The organism is Paenibacillus oralis (assembly GCF_003863965.1).
Taxonomy (GTDB): domain Bacteria; phylum Bacillota; class Bacilli; order Paenibacillales; family Paenibacillaceae; genus Fontibacillus; species Fontibacillus oralis.
In genome coordinates this window covers 5,654,218-5,675,823 of sequence record NZ_RRCN01000001.1, presented here as the reverse complement: position 1 = coordinate 5,675,823, position 21,606 = coordinate 5,654,218, and the positions used below count along the sequence as shown (strand labels likewise).

The window sequence follows — 21,606 nt, the reverse complement described above, 5'->3', positions numbered from 1 at the left end:
GGATTATTTTAAACGCCGGTACAAAATGCGGAAGCCATAAGGGTCGAGCGATACGTTCATGACCCCGCCCGCGGGCGCAACCGGCTCTTCGGTGAGTCCGTCGCGCCAATCGCTGGTCTGCATCGGATGGGTCAAGGTTCGCGGTTCGGGCGTATTGTTCATCCAAACCGTAAAATGCATCGTCTCGTCCAGGCGTTCATAAATGATGCACGGGTCCCCGGGTTCGGCGTGAAGAAAGCGGAAGCGGCCGTGCCGCAGAGCGGTGTGCTTTTTGCGGAGCGCGATCATCAATTTGTAGAAATCGTACAGCTCCCGGTCCTGCTTGCTGTGGTCCCATTCCATGCATTTCCGGCAATCCGGGTCCCCGTCGCCGGTCAGCCCGATTTCATCGCCGTAAAACACGCACGGCGTCCCGATGTAAGTAAACAAAAATACGACGCACAGCTTCAGCTTGCGTTTGTCGCCGCCGACCCGGGCCAGCAGGCGGGGGGTGTCGTGGCTGCACAGCATGTTGAACACGACTTCGTTCGTCTGCTGCGGATAACGCATAATCAGAGCGCCCATTTCATCCGAAAAAACGCAGCCGTCCATGCCCCCGGTAAAAAACTCCAGCACCTTGTCGGCAAACGGATAATTCATGACCGAATCGAATTGGTCGCCGAGCAGCCAGTTGAGCGAATCGCTCCAAACCTCGCCGATGAGGTAGGCGTCCGGATTGGCCCTTTTGACGACCTGGCGGAATTCCCGCCAGAAATGATGGTCGATTTCGTTGGCCACATCAAGCCGCCAGCCGTCCAGCTTGATCTCTTTGATCCAGTACTCGGCAACGCCGAGCAAATATTCCTTCAGCTGTGGATTGGCGGTGTTGAATTTCGGCATTTTTGGAAAAAAGCCAAACGTATCGTACGTAGGAACTCCGTTCTCCACGCGCGCCGGGAACTTGTTGACATGAAACCAGTCGGCGTAAGGGGAAGCGGCCCCGTTCTTCAGCACGTCCTGAAACGGCGGAAACTGCTCGCCGCAATGGTTGAACACGGCGTCGAGCACGACGCGGATGCCTCGTTCGTGGCAGCTTTCGACGACCTTTTTCAGCAGCGCGTTATCGCCGAAATGCGGGTCGACTTGTTTATAATCCATCGTATCGTATTTATGATTGGAGGGCGCGGCAAACAGCGGCGTGAAATAGATGGCCGTGATGCCGAGGTCGACCAGATCGTCGAGGTGATCGAGAACGCCCTGCAGGTCGCCGCCAAAGAAATTTTCCCGGGTCGGTTTTCCGCTCCAGGCCTCCACCGGCTTCGGATCGTTGGACGGATCCCCGTTGGCGAACCGCTCCGGCATGATTTGATAAAAGACCGCTTGTTTGGCCCATTCCGGAACTTTAAACACCTCGATCTCGTGGATATACGGAAATTCGAACAATTCGCCGGGCGGGGTGGGCTCCTCCGTTTGAATTCCCGAATCCTGCACGTACACCGTTTCGGCCCCGGACACCAGTTTAAAGGCGTATGACAGCCGCTTGAACTTCGGCCGGACGGACACCTCCCAATAGTCGAACATCCGGTCATGCGCCGCTTTTTCCATCGCCAGCTCCTGATAGGTGCCTTTCCAGTCGTATTTGTCGCCCGTGAGGGCGAAAACCCGTTCGACATCATCCCGTTTCGTGCGGAAGCGAAGATGAATCGTTGCCGGATCATAGGCGTAGGCCCATTTGTCCCGGGGGACATGGTAAAGCGCTTCAAGCAGCACGGATCGAGGCCTCCTCTTTCTCATCGAGTATTGGTTTCCATGGTCCCATTATTTGAACCGTTAATTAAATACGTTCAAAGGCTCCGTTTGTGTATGCGGAGTAAACGGGATAAGTCTGTCCTTTTTTAATAATCTTCATTTGCGCATAGAAATATGTAATCATGCAGAAAGGCAGCTCACTTTGCCTTTCTTTTTTTATTTTTATTTGACGGCGGCTTTCTTCAGCTAACCCTCTAATTCGAAAAAGGATGGGTCTAATGGCGGTCGAATATGATGCCCGGTTTGTCGAGATTCTCAAGCAGAAAACGGCAAATCAGCCCAATACCATCGTGATTCATCAAGATATTATGAAGATCCGCCTGCCAAAAGAAAAGTTTATTGTTGTCTCCAACATTCCGTATTCGATCACAACGTCCATTATGAAGCAGCTGCTGAACAATCCTGCGAGCGATGGTTCAATATGTGCCGCGCCATAAGTGGCCAAGAGTAAAGCGGTAATAATTGACCAAAGTATTATAAATGAAGGGGGCGCGGGAAAGCGGGGACCGGCTAAGTGTGAAAATCTGATGAATGGCATGAAAATCCTTTGCATATATATACAAACTGATTTATAATTAGCCCAGTAATGATCACCTTATAAATTGTGAAGAAAAGGACAGGAGAGAGACGAATGAAAAAATGGGGCATATTACTAACAGCTGTCTTGATGCTGACTTTCGTGTTGGCAGCCTGCGGACAGGGAAAAAATAACAGTGCAGGTCAGGCCGGCAATAGCGGAGGCCAAACCACACAAAACGGGGCGCAAGCGGCCGAACCGGATACAACCGAAGCTGACAAAACATTAACGATTGGCATGAGCGCGGATTTCCCGCCGTACGAGTTCCATATTAAAAACGAGCAAGGGGAAGATGAAATCGTCGGTTTCGACGTGGAGATCGCCAAGGAAATCGCCAAAGACATGGGCGCGAAGCTGGAGATTAAGGATTTGAAGTTCGATTCCCTGCTCAACGAGCTGGCGAGCGGCCGGGTGGATTTGGTCATTTCGGGGCTGAGCCCGACGCCGGAACGCGCCGAGCAAATCGATATGTCGAAAATTTACTACAAAGCCGAGCAGGCGGTAGTCACCCGTGAAGCGGACAAAGACAAATTCAGCACGATGGAGTCGCTGGAAGGCGCCAAAATCGGCGTGCAGCTTGGCTCCATTCAAGAGGAAATGGCCAAGAAGGTTCCGAACGCTAAACTGACTTCACTGGCCAAAATCAACGATATCATCATGCAGCTGAATACCAACCGTGTGGACGCGGCCATTCTGGAAGGCCCTGTAGCGGATTCGTTCGTCAAGAACGTCAAAGGGCTTGTCATAACCGACGCCAAACCGGAAAACGAAGACGAGGGTTATGTGATCGGCGTGAAGAAAGGCAACAAGGAGTTGCTGGATCAGGTGAATTCCACGCTGGACCGCCTGATCGGCGACGGCAGCATCGATAAATTCGTCGCTGAAGCGAGCGTGCTGGCCGAGAAATAATGGCGGATTGCAACCTGCAGAAAATAGCGAAGCCCATTTCGCTATTTTCTGTTTTTTTGCGTAAAGGTTTGAGGTAAACGAGGAGGAATGAAGGCCTTATGGATTTGATTTCGATGTTTATGGAGTATAAGGGCTACTTTTTGGCCGGCGTGCAGTATACGCTGCTGCTGGCGGCGATCAGCGTGGTCTGCGGTTTTTTCCTGGGGCTGATCATCGCCTTGCTGCGCATGTCGCCTTGGGGGATCGTGCGCTTTCTCGGCCATGCCTGGGTGGAATTCTTACGCGGCACGCCGATGATGGTGCAACTGCTGATCATTCACTATGGGTTTGCGTTTATGTTCGACATCAACTTTTCACCGATTCAGTCAGGGGCGATTACGCTGTCGATCAACAGCTCGGCTTATTTGGCGGAAATTTTCCGCGCCGGCATCCAAGGGGTAGACCGCGGGCAAGGCGAGGCCGCCCGTTCGCTCGGCATGACCAAAGGGATGGCGATGCGGCATATCATCATCCCCCAAGCGATCAAATCGGTGCTTCCCGCGATCGGCAACGAGTTCATCACGATCATCAAAGAGTCGTCCATCGTATCGATCATCGGCACGGCCGAGCTGATTTTCCAAGCGCAGTCGGTCGTGACCATTACGTACGACGGCATGACGCCGTATCTGATCATCGCGATCATGTATTTTATTTTGACATTCACGTTGTCCCGCATTTTGGGCGTGTTCGAAAGGAAGTTGAAGACCAGTGATCACCGTTAAAGGTTTGCATAAAAAGTTCGGCCAGCTGCACATTTTGAAGGGGATCGACCTGGAAATTTCCAAAGGCGAGGTCGTCGTCGTCATCGGTCCCAGCGGATCGGGGAAAAGCACGTTTTTGCGCTGCCTGAACCTGCTGGAGGTTCCGACCGAAGGCGAAATCCGGTTCGAAGGCGAATCGATTACCGGGAAGGGGCACAACATCAACAAAACCCGCGAGAAAATGGGCATGGTGTTCCAGCATTTCAACCTGTTCCCGCACAAAACCGTCCTCGACAACATTACGCTGGCGCCGATCCGCGTGAAAAAGCTCGACAAGGGCAAAGCCGAAGCGATCGCCGTGGATTTGCTGAACACGGTTGGTCTGGAGGATAAGCGGGATGCGTATCCTTCCCAGCTGTCCGGCGGGCAGAAGCAGCGGATTGCGATCGCCCGCGCGCTGGCGATGGAACCGCATGTGATGCTGTTTGACGAGCCTACTTCGGCGCTTGACCCGGAAATGGTCGGCGAGGTGCTGGACGTGATGAAGAACCTGGCGGAGCGGGGGATGACAATGGTCATCGTCACCCATGAAATGGGTTTTGCCCGCGAGGTCGGCGACCGGATTCTGTTCATGGATCAGGGCGTGATTCTTGAGCAGGGGACGCCGCAGCAGGTGTTCGGCGCGCCGCAGCACCAGCGAACGAAGGATTTTTTAAGCAAAGTGCTGTAGCGTAGATCGGTAATGCGATGTATTCAGGCCTTCCCTTAGCGGTAAAAAATGGTCTTATGGCCGGTCATTCATCGCTTCGGGTTGAAATAGCGGAATTTTTTGTACCTATTCTCGGGCAGATGCCGCCATAAGGCGGAATTTTCTTGCTCCGTTAAACAATAAGGACATAAATGCCCGCTATTTTTTGTTTGCCCGCCCATTTGGTAAAATAACGCCAAAAATGACCGCTATCCACCTCCAATTTTACCGATTTGTCATGATTTCTCAAACGAATTTACCGCATGGGAATGCGGGTTCACGCATTTTGGATACTATTTCCTGCTCAAATGGTTACAAAATTGTGATATATTCAGGTAAGCCAAAACCTGCCTCGGCAGGTGCGGGGGATGATTCACCGAAAAACGGAGCGTTTAACGGACGAGGCCGGGTTTCTTGGGGTGAAGCGCTGAAACAGGGCGCCGGGGATAATCCTTTTTCCCGAATCCGACAACTAACTCCGCAGGCGTATCAAAGGAGGACGAACAGATGAGAAATCGCATATTTACGAAGATCGCAAAAACAACGCTGGTGGCCGCAAGTTTGGCGGCGGTTTTGCAAACGGTACCTGTGCACGCAGAGGCGGTACATACGGCAGTGGAAGGAGATACCTTCTATCTTTTGGCCAAGAAATACAGGATCGGCTTGGAGCAGTTGATGAATGCCAATAAAGGGATTGATCCCGGCAATATATACGAAGGGTTGAAGTTGACGATTCCGGGAACGGAAGCTCCCGAACCGCAAGCTCCTGCGGCAAAGACGATGAAAGCCGAGGCGGTATCGGGGCCAAACGTATTGTCAACGGACAAAGTCGTCGAGGCCTGGGGCAAAACGTTTAATTATTCCCGCACGGTTCAAGTGAAAGCTTCAGCTTACTCGGCAGCTGCAGATGAAAATGGAAAATGGGGCGCGGTCGATTATTTCGGCAACCCGCTAAAGCTTGGCACGATCGCCGTTGACCCCAACGTGATTCCGATGGGAACGAAGGTGCTGGTCACCGGCTATGACCATGAAGGTTTGCCGAAGCAGGCGTTCGTGGCCACCGCCAGCGATCAGGGGGGCGCGATCAAAGGCAAGCGCATCGACATCTTTATTCCCGGCAGCAAGTCAGCCGTTATGACGTTCGGATTTCAGGATGTCACTCTCTACGTGCTGAAGTAAAGTTCATTTTTGGCAAACCAACTTAAAAAGCGCGAGCGCCAGGCCTATATGTCTGATGCTCGCGCTTTTTCATACTTTTTTACCTATACTTCACCGTATGCAGCAATTCGGCCAAATCGACAAACTGGTAGCCTTTGGCCCGCATCGTTTGAATAATGTCCGGCAATGCCTGAATCGTACCGTTTAAGTTAGATCCGACGCCGCCGCCGGCGTGGAAAAGAACGATCGAGCCAGGCCCTGCGGCGCCGAGCACGTTGGCTTCGACCTTGGCTTTGTCCAGCCCTTTCCAATCCAGCGAATCCACGTTCCAGTTGACGATGGTGCAGCCGTTTTTCTTAACCCATTGGATTTGGGTTTCCCGGATTTCGCCGTAAGGAGGCCGGATTAGCTTCGGCCGATACCCGACGGTTTGCTTAATGATTTTTTCCGTGCGTAAAATTTCCGTTTGAAACTGCTTAAGCGACCGTTTTCCGAAATTCGGATGGCTAAAGGAATGATTGCCGATCAGGTGGCCCTCATGGTGGATCCGTTTTACGAGTGCAGGGAATTTTTTTGCCCGGTTGCCAAGGACAAAAAAGGTCGCCTTCACGCCCTCCCTTTGCAAAACGTCCAAAACTTGCGGCGTAAATCTCGGGTCCGGCCCGTCATCAAACGTCAGCGCCACCTGCTTGACTTTAGGTCCGTGAAATTTGAAGGTTTCGGAATATTTGCGCTGGAGCTCTCCCAAATCGGCCGGCTTGGGCTTGGCGTTCGCCTCGATTTGTGCGGCGGCTGTGGCGCTTGCTTCCTTGTCGTTAGGCTGCAGCGCAGCTGCCGCAGCGTACGGGGTTTCGGAAGAAGCAGACACGATGGGCATATTTCCGCCCGATAAACCGGTCACCGCCAAAATGGAAGCGGAAATCAGCAAGTTTCTAAGCAGGGTAGACAACGAATTTTCCTCCTTCGTCCGGGTGTTGTTATGATTTGGTATGCCCATCTTTACCGGGATTTATCAAGACGTATGTTATGAAAAACATCACAGACGTTCTTCCCGAAAAATTGCATCCTTTGATGAAGCAGACGTAAGGAAGAGGTGGATTTGATGGCTATCGTGGTTAGCAACAGGCCGGTTGCCGGCGGTGTGTTTTTATTGACGGCGGAAGGCCGCTTTGCCGGGGAATCGGGCCAGTTTTATATGCTCCGCGCCGGTGAACGGTATCCTCTGCTGTCGCGGCCGATCAGCATTTTTGATTTGACGGAGGAGCGGATCGGGTTTTTGTACCAGGTTGCCGGCGAAGGAACAAGGCTGATCTCCCAGCTGAAGCCCGGTGATCCGCTCCAAATGGAAGGGCCATTTGGCAACGGCTTTCCCCCGCTAACGGGAAAAACGGCATTCGTCGGCGGCGGCATCGGCATCGCCCCGTTTTATTTTGCCCTGAAGACGGCGCCGCAGGCCGATGTGTATCTCGGCTTCAGCCGGGAAGCGTACATGGTGGAGGAGTTTCGCCAAGCATCTGCGGGCCGGACTTTCGTTGATGTGGGCGGAACGATACTCGACCGCGTCGATTTTGGCGCTTATGACACGATCATCGCCTGCGGACCGCATCCGATGCTGAAAGCCGTACAGCAAAAGCAGGCGAGCTCGGGAAGCCGGGCCAAGGTGTACGTGTCTCTGGAAAACCGGATGGCCTGCGGCATCGGCGCTTGTTTGGTGTGCAGCGTGAAATGCCGGGACGGCCGCAAAAAAGCGTGCACGGACGGCCCCGTTTTTCAGGTGGAGGAGGTGGTGTTTGCATGAGCGGGATCGACTTGTCTTGTTCCATCGCCGGAGTATTTTTTAAAAATCCGGTCGTCATGGCTTCCGGCACATTTGGTTTCGGGCGGGAGTACGGTTCGTTGTACGATATCAACCAGCTTGGAGGGATCTGCGGCAAAGGCTTGACCCTGCGCCCGAAGGCAGGGAACGACGGCCTCCGCGCGGCCGAAACGCCGTCCGGGATGCTCAACAGCGTTGGATTGGAAAATCCCGGAGTCGCCGCCTTTCTCCGCGAAGAATGTCCGTATTGGGAAAAGCTTGAATTGGCGCGAATCGCCAATTTGGGCGGGAACACGCTGGAGGAATATACGGAGGGCGCGCGCCTCATCGATGAGGACGCCGCCCGGCGCAAGCGGGAGGGGCGCCAGGCGGTCGATATGATCGAGTTAAATATCTCGTGCCCCAATGTGAAGGAGGGCGGGATGGCCTACGGGATCAAAACGGAGATCGCCCGCGGCGTCGTCCGCGAGGTGCGTGCGGCCACGAAGCTGCCGCTGATCGTCAAGCTGTCGCCCAATGCCGAAGACATCGCCGGGATGGCCGCGATGTGCCAGGAGGAGGGCGCGGACGGGGTCTCGCTGGTCAACACGTTTTCGGCGATGAAAATCGACATTCACCGGCGGCGTAGCGTATTCGACAATCTGTACGCCGGTTTGTCGGGGCCGGCGATCAAGCCGATCGCTTTGCGGATGGTCCACCAGGTGTGCCGGGCCGTTACGATTCCGGTGATGGGCATGGGCGGCATCAGCAGCGCCGAGGATATCATCGAGTTTATTATGGCGGGGGCGGCCGTCGTTCAGGTTGGGACCTACAATTTCGTGCAGCCGCGCGCGGGCGAGCAATGGGTTGCCGGGCTGACCGAGTTTATGCGCTCGGAAGGCATCCGAAATTTGGACGAAATCCGCGGAATCCTTTAAAATGTTGTTACATAGACAAAAGGAGGCTGCGGCATGTTGACATTTGACGACATCAAACTGGAGGCGATTCCGATGGGGCGCGATTTGCTGCTCACGATCGGCGGCGGTGAGGTCCATATCGGCGCGGCATCCACCGCTTATGTGGCGGAGGAGGGCATCGCGGTGCAAACCTCGGCCGTTCCCGGCCATAAAGAGCACACGCTTAGCGCGGATTTCGCCCGCCGGGCCGCTGCGGCGCTGAATCGGACGGTGACCGTGGTCATGGGAATCCATTATGATGATTTAAGCAAGGCGGAAATTTTGGCCGTTTCGCAAAAAGCCTCCGCTTTACTGGATGAATATTTGCAGGAGGTTAAACAATGACTACCGATTCAGGGCAAGACAAGTTTCGGCGCAAAGCGCTGCAGGTGCCGGACGCGCAAGCAAGGATTTTGCCTTATGCCCGCCGCCTGCCGGCAGAAATCGTTGCGCTGCCGGACGCGCAAGGACGTATTTTGGCCGAGCAGGTTACTTCTCCGCATCCGTATCCGCATTTTCGCCGCTCGGGGATGGACGGCTTTGCCATCCTCAGCCGGGATACGGCCGGCTGCGGCGCGAACCGCCCGGCACTGCTGGAAGTGGTGGACGAGATCCCCTGCGGCTTTTTGCCGTCCGTACCGCTAACGCCGGGAACCGCGGCGCGCATTATGACCGGGGCGAAGGTGCCGGACGAAGCCGATGCCGTGGTGATGTTTGAAATGACCGAAACGATCCGGCAGGACGGCAAAACGTATATCCGGCTTGTGCGGGAGATCGAGCCCGGCAAGAACATCACTCCCGTGGGGCTTGAGCTTGCCGCGGGAGAGGTGATTTTGGAGTCCGGACGTAAGCTTGGGGCTGGCGAGATTTCCGTGCTCGCAACGTTTGGGATCAACCAGGTAGCGGTGAGCAAACGGCCGCGGATCGCGATTTTTTCCACCGGTTCGGAGCTGCTGGGGATCGGCGAACCGCTGCAGGACGGAAGAATCCGCAACAGCAATGCGTATATGCTGGCCAGCCAGGTTCGGGAAGCGGGTGCGGAGCCGTTTATGCTGGAGGCGATTCCCGACGACCTGGAGCTGGCCCGCCAGCGGGTGCGGGCGGCATTTGCCGATTATGACGCGGTGATCACCACCGGGGGCGTCTCCGTCGGCGATTTTGACATAATGGCCGATCTCGTGTCCGGCGGCGAAGTCGAAATGCTGTTCAACAAAGTGACGATGCGTCCCGGCAGCGTAACGACCGCCGCCGTGAAGGACGGGAAGCTGCTGTTCGCGCTTTCCGGGAACCCCGGCGCCTGCTTTGTTGGCTTCGAGCTGTTCGTGCGCCCGGCGATTGGCCGGATGCTTGGCGCTTTGCAGCCGTTTTTGCCGGAAATGACCGCGGAGCTGGCTCGGCCGTACACAAAAATCAACAACTTTACCCGTTTCGTCCGGGGGAGACTGGAAGCGCGCGAGGGCAAGCTATATGCTTATCCGGCCGAGCTTGACGAATCGAGCGTGATGATCACGATCAAGGACAGCGACGCGTTGATCGTCATTCCTCCTTCCAGCGAACCGAAAGAAGCGGGGGAAATGGTCACCGTGTTGAAGCTTCCGGGCGGTTCTTTTTGAGCGTCCAGGACAAGGAGGGCAACGAAATGGCGCCGATCATCCAAATCGTCGGCTATAAAAACAGCGGTAAAACGACGTTAATCACCCGCCTGCTGGAGATGTTTCACGCCATGAATCTTCGCGTTGCCGTGATCAAACATGACGTCCACGGCTTTGAGGTTGACCGGGAAGGGACGGATACATACCGCCACCGTCAGGCCGGCGCTACCGCCGCCGCCATCGTCTCGCCATGGCGCACGGCGATCGTGGAAGAGCGGGAGACGCCGCTGGCGGGGCTGATCGGACATTTTCAGGCGTATGATCTTATCCTGGTTGAAGGGTTTAAGCGCGAGCCTTATCCGAAAATGGTGCTTATCCGCTCCGCCGAGGACGAGCATCTGCTGACGGAGCTTAGCGGGGTTTGCGCTGTGGTGCACAGGGAAGGGGAGGTCCCCGATCCGGAGAAATTAAAGCAGGCCGGGCTTCGCTGCTTTGAGCGGAACGATCTGGACGGGATTGCGGCGTTCCTGAAGCAAAATGTTCTAGGCTGAGCAAAAAAAGGACTCTCCAGCATAAATAAATGCGGGGAGTCCTTTTTGCGTACGGTGACCGGCGGCCGGCCTCCTTACGATCCGCCGCTAACCCGGCGCTCGATTGCTTCGGACATCGTTTTGTCGGTGAGATGGGCGTACACCTCGGTCGTTTCCGTCGAGGCGTGGCCGAGCTGCTCCTTCGTTTTATAGATGTCGTTTTGCAAATAATAGTCCGTGGCAAAGGAGTGGCGAAGCTTATGCACGGTCAGGTAAGGTTTGCCGAACCGCTTGGCGTATTTGATGATCATCGCCTGAATGGCCCGTTTCGTCATCCGCTTGCCTTCCTTTTGCCCGTTGGGGACGGCGACGAACAGCGCTTTTTCCCGTTTCGGCGTGCGGTAACGCGTGTACCGCAGCGTTAAGTAATGGGCGAGATCGTCTTTGGATTGCTCGCGGAAATAGACCGGCGTTTTGAACGTTTCGTCATTGTTCCCTTTGCGGTACACATAGACGAGCTTGTTGTTCAAATCCAGATCGTCGGCGTTCAGGTTCACGACCTCGGACACCCGCAGCCCCGAATTCAGGATCAGGCTGGCGATGCAGGCGTCGCGTTCTTTATTTTGCTCGTAAGCGTAAAGCGCCTGCTTATTACCCTCGATATCGTGGCCATACCCTTCGGCGATGTAGCCGATAAATTCGAGCAGTTCGTCCTCCTCGAGAATTTTCCCCTTGAGCTTGGCGGCCGTATCCTTCGGCTTGTGGATGCGTTTGATCTCCACCTTGGCCATAATGTTGCGTTTCAGCAGCGGGTAGAAATTTTCATCCTCGGCGATTTGGCTTAAATAATGGAACAGGGAGCGGAGTGACGACATTTTGCGCGATACCGTGATTTTCGAATTCGTCCCTTCGGTCCGGGTCGTCAAATGCAGACGGTAGCCGACGACGTCCTCCATGCGCAGCGTTTCCAGATCGGTCAGCGTGACTTCCCCGTTCGCTTCGGCCTTCGTTAATCCTTCGGCCCGCAGCCAGCCGAAAAACTGCTCGTAGTCCCGCACGTACTCCAGCAGCGTGGAAGGGGACAGGTCGGGCAGCTTATAATCGATGAACTGCTGCACAAACCAGGGCATAAGCGGCGTTTTTTCGTCCAGTTTTTTACGGTCGATCGCTTTTTGCACATTCACAGGCCGGCACCTCCAGCCCGCACCAGAAACACAAAGTCCGGATCGCCGTGGCTTTGCGGCACTTCCCGGATCTCCACGTTCCCGAAAAAAGCGTTCAGCCGCTCGGCGAACTCCGGCGAGGGGGTGGCGCTCCAAAAAGAAATGCATCCGTCCGGATTGATCCGCCGGCTGAGCGCTTGAAGTCCCTGGTTGTCGTACAATGACGCGTTGCCGTCGAACACCTTCCAGTCCGGGCCGTTATCGATATCGAGGCAAATCAGGTCAAATGTTTCGTCCGTCTCCCGAATCCAGGCGATCAGATCGGCGTGCACCAGCCTGGTTTTCGGATGCCGCAGGGCATCATCCGAAACCGGGGCCAGGACGGTCCGGTTCCATTCGATCACTTTCGCCTCGATCTCAACGACCGTAACCTCCCGTACCCGCTCGTCCCCCAGCGCTTCTTGCAGCGAAAAACCGACGCCAAGGCCGCCGATCAGCACTTTGCCGGGGGTTTTCGCTTGCTCCAGGGCGCGCCGCACCAGCAGGCGTTCCGACTCTCCGTTATAGGTGGCCATCAGAAACGTGCCGTTGCTGATGATTTCATAAAACTCGCCGCGCCGCTGCAGTTGGATTTCCCCGTGCGGAGTAGAGGCGCGTTCGATGATTTCGGCGGGATGATGGGTATCGTTCATAAATAACAACCTCCCATTTAGTTAACATAACAATAATTATGTATCTAGTTTTCGTTCAACTTTGAATGATCAAGTAGGGCCTGGTTAAATCTTTCCAAATACCGGCCAAATTGCTGGGTATCCTCGTCGGACCAATCTTTGAGCAGTTCGCTGATCCGATTTAACCGGCCCAGCTTGTAAGCAAGATACTCCGTGGTTCCCAGCTCCGTGATCTCCAAAAAATACGCCCGGCGGTCTTCGGGATCGGGCGTGCGCTTGACGTAGCCTTTCTGCTCCAGCGCGGCGGTCTGCCGGCTTACGGTGGAGATATCCAGTTGAAATTCGTCGGCCAACGCCTTGACGCCGATGGAGCCGAAGGAGCGGATGTGATGGAGCAGCAAATAGGCGGAGCGGTCCAGGTTGCCATTTTTTTTCGCCGCAGTCAAGAAGGTCATCCGGCGATATAAGATGGCGATTTCCAACTCGATCGTTTCCAGGGAATTTTGATCCATATTATGAATACCTCACAGCTTTTTAATATAATTTTATCGTAACATAACGATTGTGGAATTTGAAATGAAACCAGGCGGCGCAAGACTTGGGAGGGAATACGCGCGCCCGGCCGCAACCTTGACAAAATAACGAATAGTTGTATAATACAATTATATCGATTAGGGGGATTTGCATGCAAGCGCATGAAATTATGATCAAGCAGGTCTACAAAGTGAAAGAAAGCGATACGGTCCGTTCGGTGATCGAGCGGTTCATCGAGCATCGGATCAGCGGGCTGCCCGTCGTGAACGAACGAAACGAAATCGTTTCATATATCAGCGATGGGGATATCATGCGGTACATTGGCAAGCATCGCGATGTCGTCGTCGATTCGATCTATTATGTGGCCGTCTTCAAAGGGGACCAGGAAGCTTACGAGGAAAGAGCGCGAAGATTGCTTGACCTCAACGTCATGGAAATCGGCAAAAAGAAAGTCATTAAAGTTTCATGGGATGAAGAAATCGAGAACATTGCGGCGATATTGGGGAAAAAGCAAATCAAGAAGCTCCCCGTCGAGCGTAATGGGGTGCTCGTGGGAATCATCAGCCGCGGGGATGTCATCCGGCATTCCTTCAAATCTTTAATGTAAGACGAAAGGAAGATTGTATGCCATCATCTACATCATCGGCCCAAACCGCGCCGCTAAGCGGTACATCAAGTCGTTTGGAGCTTGGGGAACCAAGCTTGCTGAAACAACCTAAGTCCGTATGGGCTGTTTTTTTTGCCTCGATCATCGCTTTTATGGGACTCGGTCTCGTCGATCCGATCCTTCCGGCGATTTCGGCAAGCCTGAACGCTACCCCCAGCCAGGTTACCCTGCTGTTTACGAGCTATAACGCCGTGATGGCGGTAGCGATGCTGATCACGGGGGCGATTTCGTCCCGCATCGGCATCAAGTGGACGCTGCTCGCCGGCATCGTCGTCATCGCCGTCTTTTCGGCGCTTGGGGGGATGGCCGGCGATGTCTGGACAATCATCGGGCTGCGCGGCGGCTGGGGCCTCGGCAACGCCTTGTTCGTGGCCACGGCGTTGTCGGCCATCGTTACGCTGTCAAGCAGCGGCACGGGCAAAGCCGTCATCCTGTACGAAGCGGCGGTTGGCCTCGGCATTTCGGTCGGGCCGCTGCTCGGAGGGTGGCTCGGCGCCATATCCTGGAGAGGCCCGTTTCTCGGCGTCGCTGCGCTGATGGTCATCGCTTTCCTCGGCCTTATCCTGCTGATGCCCAAGGAGAAAAAAGGGGAAGCCACGCGCTCACGCACCTCGATCCTGGCCCCGTTTAAGGCGATGAAACACCGCTCCCTGGTCGTATTGGGGTTGACCGCTTGCTTTTACAACTTCGGCTTTTTCACGCTGATGGCTTACGCTCCGTTCGTCATGGGGCTCGATGAGCACGGGCTGGGCTACGTCTTCCTGGCCTGGGGCATTTTGCTGGCCATTACTTCGGTCGGCACCGCGCCCAAACTGCAGGAAAAATTCGGCACGCTCAAATCGATGTGCGCGATGTTGTTCCTGTTCTCTTTAGTGCTGCTGGCGATGGGCATTTGGACGGATTCGCCTTGGGTGATCATCGCCGCCGTTATTTTTGCCGGAGCACTGCTCGGCAACAACAACACCCTGATCACGACAGCGGTCATGAACGCCGCGCCGGTAGAGCGGTCCACCGCGTCCGCCGCATACAGTTTCCTGCGTTTTTTGGGAGGCGCGGTCGCTCCGTTTTTGGCCGGGAAGCTCGCCGAATGGTACAGTCCGCATGTTCCGTTCATCGTCGGGGCCGGTTTCGTTATGCTGGCGGTCGTGTTCATTGCGTTAAACCGCAAGCATGTCCAGCATGTCGACCAGGCGGAATCGGCGCACTAGCTGGATTCGTTTACCTTCGACAAAGCGTTTTCGCCGGTCAAGCTGCTGCAGCCGGAGCCATTTGAGGCGGTCGCGCAACGGATATTGAAGAAGAAGCCGGAAGAAGACGACAATTTGCCGTCTTTTTAAGGGGATAAAGAGAGTAATTAATTGGATGAACTATATTAATTAATCAAATTAAATGTCGAATACTGCAGGTTTAAAAAAGACCGCTCAACCGTTTCAATCAATCCACGGTGGGCGGTCTTTCCGTTTTAGAGCTCCAGGTTGGCGATTTCCGATTTCAGCTTGTTGGCCGAAGCTTGGAACTGTGTCAATTCCGCATCGCCCAACTGCAAATCAAGCACCTGGCGTACGCCGGTACGATCCACAATGCTCGGTACGCCGAGATATACGTCCGAAACTCCGTTGTAATCGGTTAGCAAGGTGGAGACGTTCAGCACAGAGCCTTCGTTTTGCAATATCGACACGATAATCCGGTCCAAAGCCAACGCGATCGCGTAGGAGGTGGCGCCTTTGGCGTTAATGATTTCATAAGCAGCGTTTTTGGTGCTGTTAAAAATCTCCTCGCGCTCTTGTTCATTAAACTCCAGGCCAATGCCGGCCACGTTCGCCAAGCTCCACAGCGGCACCTCGGAATCGCCATGTTCCCCGATAATGTGCGCGTGGATGCTGCGAGGGTTGATCTTTTTGTTCTGTCCGATCAAATAGCGGAAACGGGCGCTGTCAAGCAGCGTGCCGGAACCGATGACGCGGTTTGTCGGAAACCCGCTCTTCTTCAAGGTTACGTAAGAGAGGATATCGACCGGGTTGGTAGCTACCAGAATAATGCCGTGATTGTTGTACTTCACGATGTTTTGAATGATGCTGTCAAAAATGCCGGCATTGCGCTTGAGCAAGTCGATCCGGGTTTCACCGGGACGCTGGGAAGCGCCGGCGGCAATGACGATAATGTCGGCGTCCGCGCAGTCGCTGTAGTCGCCGGCCCACAGCTTGACTCCGCCGGTAAACGGCAGGCCATGGTTCATGTCGAGCGCTTCGCCAAGCGCTTTTTCCTTATTCGCATCGATCAGGACCAGCTCGGAAATCCGTTCCCTTAACAGGAGCGTGTACGCTGTCGTTGCCCCTACGGCACCGGTTCCGATAATCACGACCCGGCTGGAGCGCAGTTGTGTTTTCATCAAATCATCTCCTTATAATTTAGATTCCCGTTTTAGGATAGATTGCACCGAAGCCTGGCTTCTTAGACCCCCCTAAAGCGTATGTATCCATCCTCATTGTACATGAAATATCTAAAATTTAAAGAAAAATCTGCAGGGTTTTCATAAACTATAACTCAACTTTCGCAGAGCCAAAATCGGCTTAGCCGCTGATGATGTAAAGACGGAGTACGAATAAAACCTTGCCTTGACAAAAATAGCAAAACACCGCTGCCTATTTATTTCACCTGGTCGGAAGGCGGGCAAAAGATGCTTGACGGGCTTGGCTCTGACCATTAATTGCAAATCATACAACTAACCTTATATCCATTTACCCAATTATTCGTTTAATTGCATTTCATACAACTATCTCCTTGTCTTTTCGCCTTTTCTTCGAAAGATAGCGGAGTAATTGCAGGTTTTACACTTAATCAAGCGCTGTAGCAGCATTTCCGGATAAGTAACTGTACATTTTGCAACTATTCCATTCAACAATGGACCAAGAAACAAGAAAGCTGGAGTAGGAAGCATGTACGCTCGGGTGGGGCGATCGCTCAAATGGCCTCATTTGAAGACCGATAACGGCAGGTGAGTCCGTTAGAGCGGGAAATATCCGGGAAATGGACGATTAAGGTCATTCAGGTCCGTTAGGGGTTACACCAAGTCAAATTGGGTTAAGGCCTGCTGCCGAGTTTACTGTTTTTATGGAAGAAGGACGCCCGATGGGAGTAACTGCAAAAGTGCATTCTATTATCCGTAAACTGCCATTTTAGAGCGATTGAAATGCAAAAGCCCCACGGCCCCCTAATTGCATTGGAGTCCTGCCCTACAATATATTATTGTATTTCTAAGGGAGGACGAACAGTATGCGACGATCAAGCAAGCTATACGAGGAAGTGCGTATCGAAGTGGTGCGTGAAGCCATGTCCGGGATCAAGGTGGGGGTGTTGGCCCGGAAGTATAATCTCCACCCGGAAACGATTCGCAACTGGATCCGAACGTATCGGGATGAAGTGGACATCCACGAACTACCGCCGGCGGATCATCAGCTTCAAGAGCTGAAACGGCTTCAGGACGTGGAAGTGAAATATGAAAAAGCGATGAAGGTGCTGGGTGAAAAGGAACTCGAAATCGAGATCCTGCGAGAACTCCTAAAAAAGAAGAACCCTGCTTATCTGAAAAATTTGAAATAGCCGACCGCTTTATTAAGCAGGGGAACACCACAACTCTTGTGTTGCGTATATTAGGTCTGGCAGAATCCACCTACTACGAGCGCCTCAAACGCACGAAACAGTCCACAGGGACTTCTAACAACACGGGAAGAGGCCGCCCTTGTCCAGGGTACTCCTTGACGCTACAAGGTCGTAAAGTCAGCGACGAGCAGATCAAAGAGTGGCTGCTGGAGCTCATCGAAGGCGAAGAGCACATCTACGGCTACAAGCTTTTGGCTCAGTGTTTGCGCGACAAATACGACCTGGTTCTAGGAAAGTCAAAGGCCTACCGCCTCTGTAAAGAGCTAGGCATTCTTCAAAAGCAGAGAAAGCCCAAGTCCAAGCATCCACGAAGACTGGCTAGAAACCGTCTTGTCACCGGCCCAAACCAATTATGGCAGGCGGACATCAAGTACGGATATGTTCCCGGCCGCGATCGTTTTTTCTTCGTCTTTAGCATCATCGATGTGTTCGATCGCGTCATCGTCGCCTATTACAGAGGCACTGTTTGCGAAGCGACACATATCTGTCAGGCCTTGGGGCGGGCCATCTGGAGTCGATTGCAACCCGGAGAGACCATGCCCGTGATCCGCACGGACAACGGCCCTCAATTCCTGAGTGTGCTGTTTGGCGATACTTGTGAAAGCTGGGAGATGCTCCATGAACGAATCCCGCCAAAGACACCAAACATGAATGCGTACATCGAGTCGTTCCACAGCTCGATGGAACGCGACCTGCTCACCAAAGAATCGTTTGAGACCATGGAAGACGCGTATGCGGCTATTGACTGGTATATGGACTTCTACAACAACCGCAGAATGCACGGGAGCTTGAAACGCAAAGCGCCCACAGTGTTCAGCGAATGGGTCAAGCAACTGAAGGAAGAAGATCAAGCCAAATTCCATAGAACGCTGTAATTTGGTGAAAAAGTGAGCAATCGTACGACACACATTATTTTGACGGTGTGGACTCCGGAATTAGGGGGCCTAGCCGAAAGTACATCTTATTTGAGGCTATCCGATAAAAAAGCAGCTTTTGACCGGAAATGAACTGCAAATTTACATTTGAGCCACGGGTTTAGAGGAGTTTCGACAAAAACCGCCTGCACTTTTGCATTTCGCGGGGGTTCCCTCGATAAATAAACGTAACAATTGTTATGTTAACTTAATGATGTTAATCCATAAAATTCTGTAATGACTTTGTAACCTGCGATTAACGATTCTGTAAGGACGAATCGCTCATTTTATATTATTCTAGTAATAATGAAATGAGAGAGGACTTATTCATATGCCGTACATCAACAGAAGCACACAAAAGCATTCCACCCGCACCGCACGCGCCAAATCCATGCGGAAAACGAAATGGATCAAGGTGAGCGCGGTGTCGCTTTCCGTCGTATCTTTAACTTTAACGGGGGTTGCCGCATATTCGTATCTGAACCACCACAAGCCAAGCGCAGTAGTCAGACACTCCACAACAGCCGTCGTCTCCGCCAATCTGGCCGGCAAAAACGCAGACTCTGCCGTCCAGCCGTCGGGGCAAAAGCAGGAGCCGGCGACACCGGCTAAAACAACTCCGCAGGCCGCCACTGCAACCGACTCGAAGACAGCGAACCCTGAGGCCGTTAAACAGTCCGCCGTTAAGCAGCCGAAGGTGATTTATTTGACTTTCGATGACGGTCCGAGCAAGCACACAGAGGAAATTATGGATATTTTGGCTAAATATCAGATTCACGGCACTTTCTTTATGATCGGAAATCAGCTTTCAGGCCATGAACAAACCGTCAAGGACGCGGTTGAAGCCGGCAACTATGTAGGCCTGCACAGCATGAGCCACAACAAGAAAAAAATATACGACAGCGGAAATTCGGACAATTTCATCAAAGAATTCCAGCAGGAACAAAAGCTGATGGCCAAGATTACCGGAGTTTCGCCGACGCTGATCCGGGCGCCGTACGGCAGTAAACCGGAGGTCGGCAAACAATTCCGCGGCGATATCGCCGATGCGGGGTTTAAAATGTGGGACTGGACGGTCGATTCCCAGGATTGGCGGTATTCGGACAACCCCAAACGCATTTTGAAGGAGGTCAAACGCCAGGTACACCGGGATACCGAAGTGATTTTAATGCACGAAAAGGCGCAAACCGTGGAAATCCTTCCGGAGGTTATCGAATATTTGCAGAAAAAAGGGTACGCCTTTGCCGTCTACAAGCCCAATCAGCATGTCAGCGTCAATTTTGCCAAAGATCCGCGGCTATAATTCCGGTCCCTGAGGGCTTCGATCACGCTATGATATAATAAACTATCGGCATGTGGTTGAAAGTGAGGTTGTTTTTTTGAAATTATGGCGTTATGTTATCGTAGTTTCGCTATCCCTATGCCTGCTGCTGACGGCCTGTACGTCCGAGCAGCCTCCGGAAGTGAAGCAGGCGCAGCCGGAGCCGCCGGAAGAAAAAGGGCAGACGATCACCGTCATTAATCCCGATTCCTCCGAAAACCTGGGAGCGGAAACGAAAGCTCCCGCAGAGGATGGGAACAACAACAAATATCAAATTCAAACGCGCTTAACCGATTTTCAGTTGCTCAGCACGACTACCGGGCTGGCTTGGGGCTGCACTCAGAGCGAGCTGAGACTTTATCTTACTCGAGACAACGGGCAGACCTGGACGAATATTTCTCCGGCCGCTTCGGTGATGTTTCCGAGCACGCCGCGTTTCGGCAAAGAGATTTTTTTTATCGATCCGATGCACGGCTGGATTGTGCGCAATGCCGCCGGTTTGGATGACGCGATCGTCTTAAGGACGGAAGACGGGGGCGTCACTTGGAAAGTCTCTTCTTTTCCGCGAGCGGACCAGGTCGAGGGGATTTATTTTTCCAACGAGTCTAACGGCTGGGTATTAACCAGTAATACGAGCGACTCGGGGCGTAGTGAAAGAGTGCTCTACGCGACGGAAGACGGGGGAGCCACGTTTGATCCGATTATGGGGGCTCCGGACCCGAACAGCTTTGCGCTCAATCCACCAGCGCGATCAGGGCTGGGGCAGGGAACCCCAATGTCGATGGCCTTCGTCGATGAGCTGAACGGATTCGTCAGCGAGATTGAAGCAGGACAACCCGCACTGTATACCACGGATAACGGGGGAGATACATGGGCGAAAAAAGAGAGCTTCTTTGATGCCGAAAAATTCAAAACCTGTGATCGATTTATCGTTGGCAATGTCTCGCTCTTCGGGGATGGCAGTTCAGGCTGGGTCCCGGTCGGCTGCACCCGCGATGAAGCCACCAAGTTTAACGGTTACTTCACCCAAGATGCCGGAGCCACCTGGACGCTGGTCCCTTTCAATTTATCGTGGCAGACCGGATTCAATGAGGACTTGGCACCGACCTTTTTGACGCGAAACGAAGGCTGGACGATGATGGGCTCGACCGTTTACTATACTTCGGATCAAGGCAATCATTGGACGCCATTGCCGCGAAGCGCGAAGCTGGTTGATATCGTGGCCGATTATCCGGAAGTGGTGAAACTGCAGTTCTTTTCCTCCAGAGTAGGCTGGCTGCTGGTGGCCAAAGAAGATCAGAAACGTTCGTTGCTGCTGCAGACGAGAGACGGGGGAACGAGCTGGCATGTGCTGTAGGCCTGTCCGCGCCTAAGATGGCACGAATAACAAAAGTGAAAAAGTATGGCAATGTGGCCATGCTTTTTTATTTTTCATAGTTTGTGAAAATAATCACATATAAATTACGGACTTTGTGATAAATTTAACTTGCAAGGGAAACAGCAGCAAAACGGAGCGGCGCTCCAAATTCCATGGCAGGAGTGAATAGTGATGAAAACGACAACGCAAGACACGGTAACCCGCAATTATCTCCAATTTTGCTACACCTGCGAAGACGCTCATTTATGCACGACCGAAGAGATGTGCCGGGCTTGCTGGGCGGAGAAAGGGCTTTTGGATACCGAACCTGAAGCCGACGGCGCCGAAGAAACCCGCCAATTGCTGTTTGAATATTATGCTTGATTCTTATTCGCTGGCAGACCAGTTTGGCTAACCCTCCGGTTCGATTAACGAGCCGGAGTTTTTTTGTTATTTTGTGGGACAAGAGTGTCATAATTTACGCCGCAGGTGAATAACAAGTTTCAAGTTAAGCGGCATATACTTA

General features: G+C 53.3%; 22 protein-coding genes, 1 pseudogene and 1 riboswitch. Of the genes and pseudogenes, 17 read left to right on the top strand and 6 right to left on the bottom strand.

Going from position 1 to position 21,606, the window contains the following annotated elements:
- Window positions 1-3 precede the first annotated feature (3 nt).
- The gene (locus EHV15_RS25375) at window positions 4-1,749 is read right to left on the bottom strand and encodes an alpha-glycosidase (protein WP_128633679.1); all 1,746 of its coding nucleotides are present in this window, start codon (window positions 1,747-1,749) and stop codon (window positions 4-6) included.
- Between the two features lie 257 nt (window positions 1,750-2,006).
- Between EHV15_RS25375 and EHV15_RS25370 the strand changes: the two are divergent.
- The 5 genes and pseudogenes from EHV15_RS25370 to EHV15_RS25350 form a co-directional block, all read left to right on the top strand.
- Window positions 2,007-2,198 (top strand): annotated as a pseudogene (locus EHV15_RS25370) (rRNA adenine N-6-methyltransferase family protein); the annotation flags it as partial.
- Between the two features lie 221 nt (window positions 2,199-2,419).
- Window positions 2,420-3,274 carry a transporter substrate-binding domain-containing protein gene (locus EHV15_RS25365; protein WP_128633677.1) on the top strand — a complete coding sequence of 285 codons (855 nt, stop codon included), beginning with the start codon at window positions 2,420-2,422 and terminating at the stop codon, window positions 3,272-3,274.
- 98 nt (window positions 3,275-3,372) lie between these two features.
- Window positions 3,373-4,035, top strand: a complete 663-nt coding sequence (locus tag EHV15_RS25360; protein WP_128633676.1) for an amino acid ABC transporter permease — start codon at window positions 3,373-3,375, stop codon at window positions 4,033-4,035.
- Window positions 4,022-4,744 carry an amino acid ABC transporter ATP-binding protein gene (locus tag EHV15_RS25355; protein WP_128633675.1) on the top strand — a complete coding sequence of 241 codons (723 nt, stop codon included), beginning with the start codon at window positions 4,022-4,024 and terminating at the stop codon, window positions 4,742-4,744. Before EHV15_RS25360 ends, EHV15_RS25355 begins: the two co-directional genes overlap by 14 nt.
- A 346-nt stretch (window positions 4,745-5,090) precedes the next feature.
- A riboswitch (cyclic di-AMP (ydaO/yuaA leader) is annotated at window positions 5,091-5,265 on the top strand.
- Window positions 5,266-5,269: 4 nt separating this feature from the next.
- Entirely contained in the window at window positions 5,270-5,941 is a 672-nt protein-coding gene (locus tag EHV15_RS25350; RefSeq protein WP_128633674.1) for a 3D domain-containing protein, read from the top strand.
- A 79-nt stretch (window positions 5,942-6,020) separates the two neighbouring features.
- Here the strand turns inward: EHV15_RS25350 and EHV15_RS25345 are convergent, their stop codons facing one another.
- Window positions 6,021-6,869 (bottom strand): polysaccharide deacetylase family protein, encoded by an 849-nt coding sequence (locus tag EHV15_RS25345; protein ID WP_246061776.1) that lies wholly within the window; start codon window positions 6,867-6,869, stop codon window positions 6,021-6,023.
- A gap of 153 nt (window positions 6,870-7,022) precedes the next feature.
- On the opposite strand from EHV15_RS25345, the gene EHV15_RS25340 reads away from it, so the two are divergent.
- From EHV15_RS25340 to mobB, 5 genes are read left to right on the top strand one after another with little or no spacing between them, the layout of a single operon-like run.
- A complete protein-coding gene (locus EHV15_RS25340; protein ID WP_128633673.1) occupies window positions 7,023-7,718 on the top strand; it encodes a dihydroorotate dehydrogenase electron transfer subunit in 696 nt (231 codons plus the stop codon).
- Window positions 7,715-8,653: a dihydroorotate dehydrogenase gene (locus EHV15_RS25335; RefSeq protein WP_128633672.1), complete on the top strand. Its 939-nt coding sequence runs from the start codon at window positions 7,715-7,717 to the stop codon at window positions 8,651-8,653. The genes EHV15_RS25340 and EHV15_RS25335 overlap by 4 nt, the downstream gene beginning before the upstream one ends.
- Window positions 8,654-8,686: 33 nt before the next feature.
- On the top strand, window positions 8,687-9,016 hold the full coding sequence (lpdD, locus tag EHV15_RS25330) for a prenylated flavin chaperone LpdD (RefSeq protein ID WP_246061775.1): 330 nt from the start codon (window positions 8,687-8,689) through the stop codon (window positions 9,014-9,016).
- The gene (locus EHV15_RS25325) at window positions 9,013-10,284 is read left to right on the top strand and encodes a molybdopterin molybdotransferase MoeA (protein ID WP_128633671.1); all 1,272 of its coding nucleotides are present in this window, start codon (window positions 9,013-9,015) and stop codon (window positions 10,282-10,284) included. The genes lpdD and EHV15_RS25325 overlap by 4 nt, the downstream gene beginning before the upstream one ends.
- Window positions 10,285-10,310: 26 nt before the next feature.
- Window positions 10,311-10,814 (top strand): molybdopterin-guanine dinucleotide biosynthesis protein B, encoded by a 504-nt coding sequence (gene mobB / locus EHV15_RS25320; RefSeq protein WP_128633670.1) that lies wholly within the window; start codon window positions 10,311-10,313, stop codon window positions 10,812-10,814.
- A 74-nt stretch (window positions 10,815-10,888) separates the two neighbouring features.
- Here the strand turns inward: mobB and xerS are convergent, their stop codons facing one another.
- The 3 genes from xerS to EHV15_RS25305 are packed head-to-tail and all read right to left on the bottom strand — an operon-like array spanning window position 10,889 to window position 13,139.
- Window positions 10,889-11,977 (bottom strand): tyrosine recombinase XerS, encoded by a 1,089-nt coding sequence (gene xerS / locus EHV15_RS25315; RefSeq protein WP_128633669.1) that lies wholly within the window; start codon window positions 11,975-11,977, stop codon window positions 10,889-10,891.
- Entirely contained in the window at window positions 11,974-12,648 is a 675-nt protein-coding gene (locus EHV15_RS25310; protein ID WP_128633668.1) for a spermine/spermidine synthase domain-containing protein, read from the bottom strand. The genes xerS and EHV15_RS25310 overlap by 4 nt, the downstream gene beginning before the upstream one ends.
- A gap of 44 nt (window positions 12,649-12,692) precedes the next feature.
- Complete coding sequence (locus tag EHV15_RS25305; RefSeq protein ID WP_128633667.1) at window positions 12,693-13,139, bottom strand: MarR family winged helix-turn-helix transcriptional regulator; 447 nt, start codon at window positions 13,137-13,139, stop codon at window positions 12,693-12,695.
- Window positions 13,140-13,312: 173 nt separating this feature from the next.
- On the opposite strand from EHV15_RS25305, the gene EHV15_RS25300 reads away from it, so the two are divergent.
- The gene (locus EHV15_RS25300; RefSeq protein WP_128633666.1) at window positions 13,313-13,768 is read left to right on the top strand and encodes a CBS domain-containing protein; all 456 of its coding nucleotides are present in this window, start codon (window positions 13,313-13,315) and stop codon (window positions 13,766-13,768) included.
- Between the two features lie 17 nt (window positions 13,769-13,785).
- Window positions 13,786-15,036, top strand: a complete 1,251-nt coding sequence (locus tag EHV15_RS25295; RefSeq protein ID WP_128633665.1) for an MFS transporter — start codon at window positions 13,786-13,788, stop codon at window positions 15,034-15,036.
- Window positions 15,037-15,290: 254 nt separating this feature from the next.
- Here the strand turns inward: EHV15_RS25295 and EHV15_RS25285 are convergent, their stop codons facing one another.
- Entirely contained in the window at window positions 15,291-16,217 is a 927-nt protein-coding gene (locus EHV15_RS25285; protein ID WP_128633664.1) for an L-lactate dehydrogenase, read from the bottom strand.
- Window positions 16,218-17,101: 884 nt separating this feature from the next.
- Here EHV15_RS25285 and EHV15_RS25280 point away from each other — a divergent pair.
- The 5 genes from EHV15_RS25280 to EHV15_RS25260 all read left to right on the top strand — a co-directional run bounded on the left by EHV15_RS25280 (window position 17,102) and on the right by EHV15_RS25260 (window position 21,464).
- Complete coding sequence (locus tag EHV15_RS25280) at window positions 17,102-17,428, top strand: transposase (protein WP_128629969.1); 327 nt, start codon at window positions 17,102-17,104, stop codon at window positions 17,426-17,428.
- A gap of 38 nt (window positions 17,429-17,466) precedes the next feature.
- A complete protein-coding gene (locus tag EHV15_RS25275) occupies window positions 17,467-18,363 on the top strand; it encodes an IS3 family transposase (RefSeq protein ID WP_246061774.1) in 897 nt (298 codons plus the stop codon).
- A 370-nt stretch (window positions 18,364-18,733) separates the two neighbouring features.
- Window positions 18,734-19,705 (top strand): polysaccharide deacetylase family protein, encoded by a 972-nt coding sequence (locus EHV15_RS25270; protein WP_128633662.1) that lies wholly within the window; start codon window positions 18,734-18,736, stop codon window positions 19,703-19,705.
- 76 nt (window positions 19,706-19,781) lie between these two features.
- Window positions 19,782-21,080: a WD40/YVTN/BNR-like repeat-containing protein gene (locus tag EHV15_RS25265; protein WP_128633661.1), complete on the top strand. Its 1,299-nt coding sequence runs from the start codon at window positions 19,782-19,784 to the stop codon at window positions 21,078-21,080.
- Between the two features lie 192 nt (window positions 21,081-21,272).
- Complete coding sequence (locus tag EHV15_RS25260) at window positions 21,273-21,464, top strand: hypothetical protein (protein WP_128633660.1); 192 nt, start codon at window positions 21,273-21,275, stop codon at window positions 21,462-21,464.
- Window positions 21,465-21,606: the final 142 nt, after the last annotated feature.

What these genes read in the sequence shown, in the direction of transcription:
- EHV15_RS25365 (WP_128633677.1), top strand. Translation starts at nt 2,420, where the DNA reads ATGAAAAAATGGGGCATATTACTAACAGCTGTCTTGATGCTGACTTTC.
- EHV15_RS25360 (WP_128633676.1), top strand. Translation starts at nt 3,373, where the DNA reads ATGGATTTGATTTCGATGTTTATGGAGTATAAGGGCTACTTTTTGGCC.
- EHV15_RS25350 (WP_128633674.1), top strand. Translation starts at nt 5,270, where the DNA reads ATGAGAAATCGCATATTTACGAAGATCGCAAAAACAACGCTGGTGGCC.
- EHV15_RS25340 (WP_128633673.1), top strand. Translation starts at nt 7,023, where the DNA reads ATGGCTATCGTGGTTAGCAACAGGCCGGTTGCCGGCGGTGTGTTTTTA.
- EHV15_RS25335 (WP_128633672.1), top strand. Translation starts at nt 7,715, where the DNA reads ATGAGCGGGATCGACTTGTCTTGTTCCATCGCCGGAGTATTTTTTAAA.
- lpdD (WP_246061775.1), top strand. Translation starts at nt 8,687, where the DNA reads ATGTTGACATTTGACGACATCAAACTGGAGGCGATTCCGATGGGGCGC.
- EHV15_RS25325 (WP_128633671.1), top strand. Translation starts at nt 9,013, where the DNA reads ATGACTACCGATTCAGGGCAAGACAAGTTTCGGCGCAAAGCGCTGCAG.
- mobB (WP_128633670.1), top strand. Translation starts at nt 10,311, where the DNA reads ATGGCGCCGATCATCCAAATCGTCGGCTATAAAAACAGCGGTAAAACG.
- EHV15_RS25310 (WP_128633668.1), bottom strand. Translation starts at nt 12,648, where the DNA reads ATGAACGATACCCATCATCCCGCCGAAATCATCGAACGCGCCTCTACT.
- EHV15_RS25305 (WP_128633667.1), bottom strand. Translation starts at nt 13,139, where the DNA reads ATGGATCAAAATTCCCTGGAAACGATCGAGTTGGAAATCGCCATCTTA.
- EHV15_RS25300 (WP_128633666.1), top strand. Translation starts at nt 13,313, where the DNA reads ATGCAAGCGCATGAAATTATGATCAAGCAGGTCTACAAAGTGAAAGAA.
- EHV15_RS25295 (WP_128633665.1), top strand. Translation starts at nt 13,786, where the DNA reads ATGCCATCATCTACATCATCGGCCCAAACCGCGCCGCTAAGCGGTACA.
- EHV15_RS25285 (WP_128633664.1), bottom strand. Translation starts at nt 16,217, where the DNA reads ATGAAAACACAACTGCGCTCCAGCCGGGTCGTGATTATCGGAACCGGT.
- EHV15_RS25280 (WP_128629969.1), top strand. Translation starts at nt 17,102, where the DNA reads ATGCGACGATCAAGCAAGCTATACGAGGAAGTGCGTATCGAAGTGGTG.
- EHV15_RS25270 (WP_128633662.1), top strand. Translation starts at nt 18,734, where the DNA reads ATGCCGTACATCAACAGAAGCACACAAAAGCATTCCACCCGCACCGCA.
- EHV15_RS25260 (WP_128633660.1), top strand. Translation starts at nt 21,273, where the DNA reads ATGAAAACGACAACGCAAGACACGGTAACCCGCAATTATCTCCAATTT.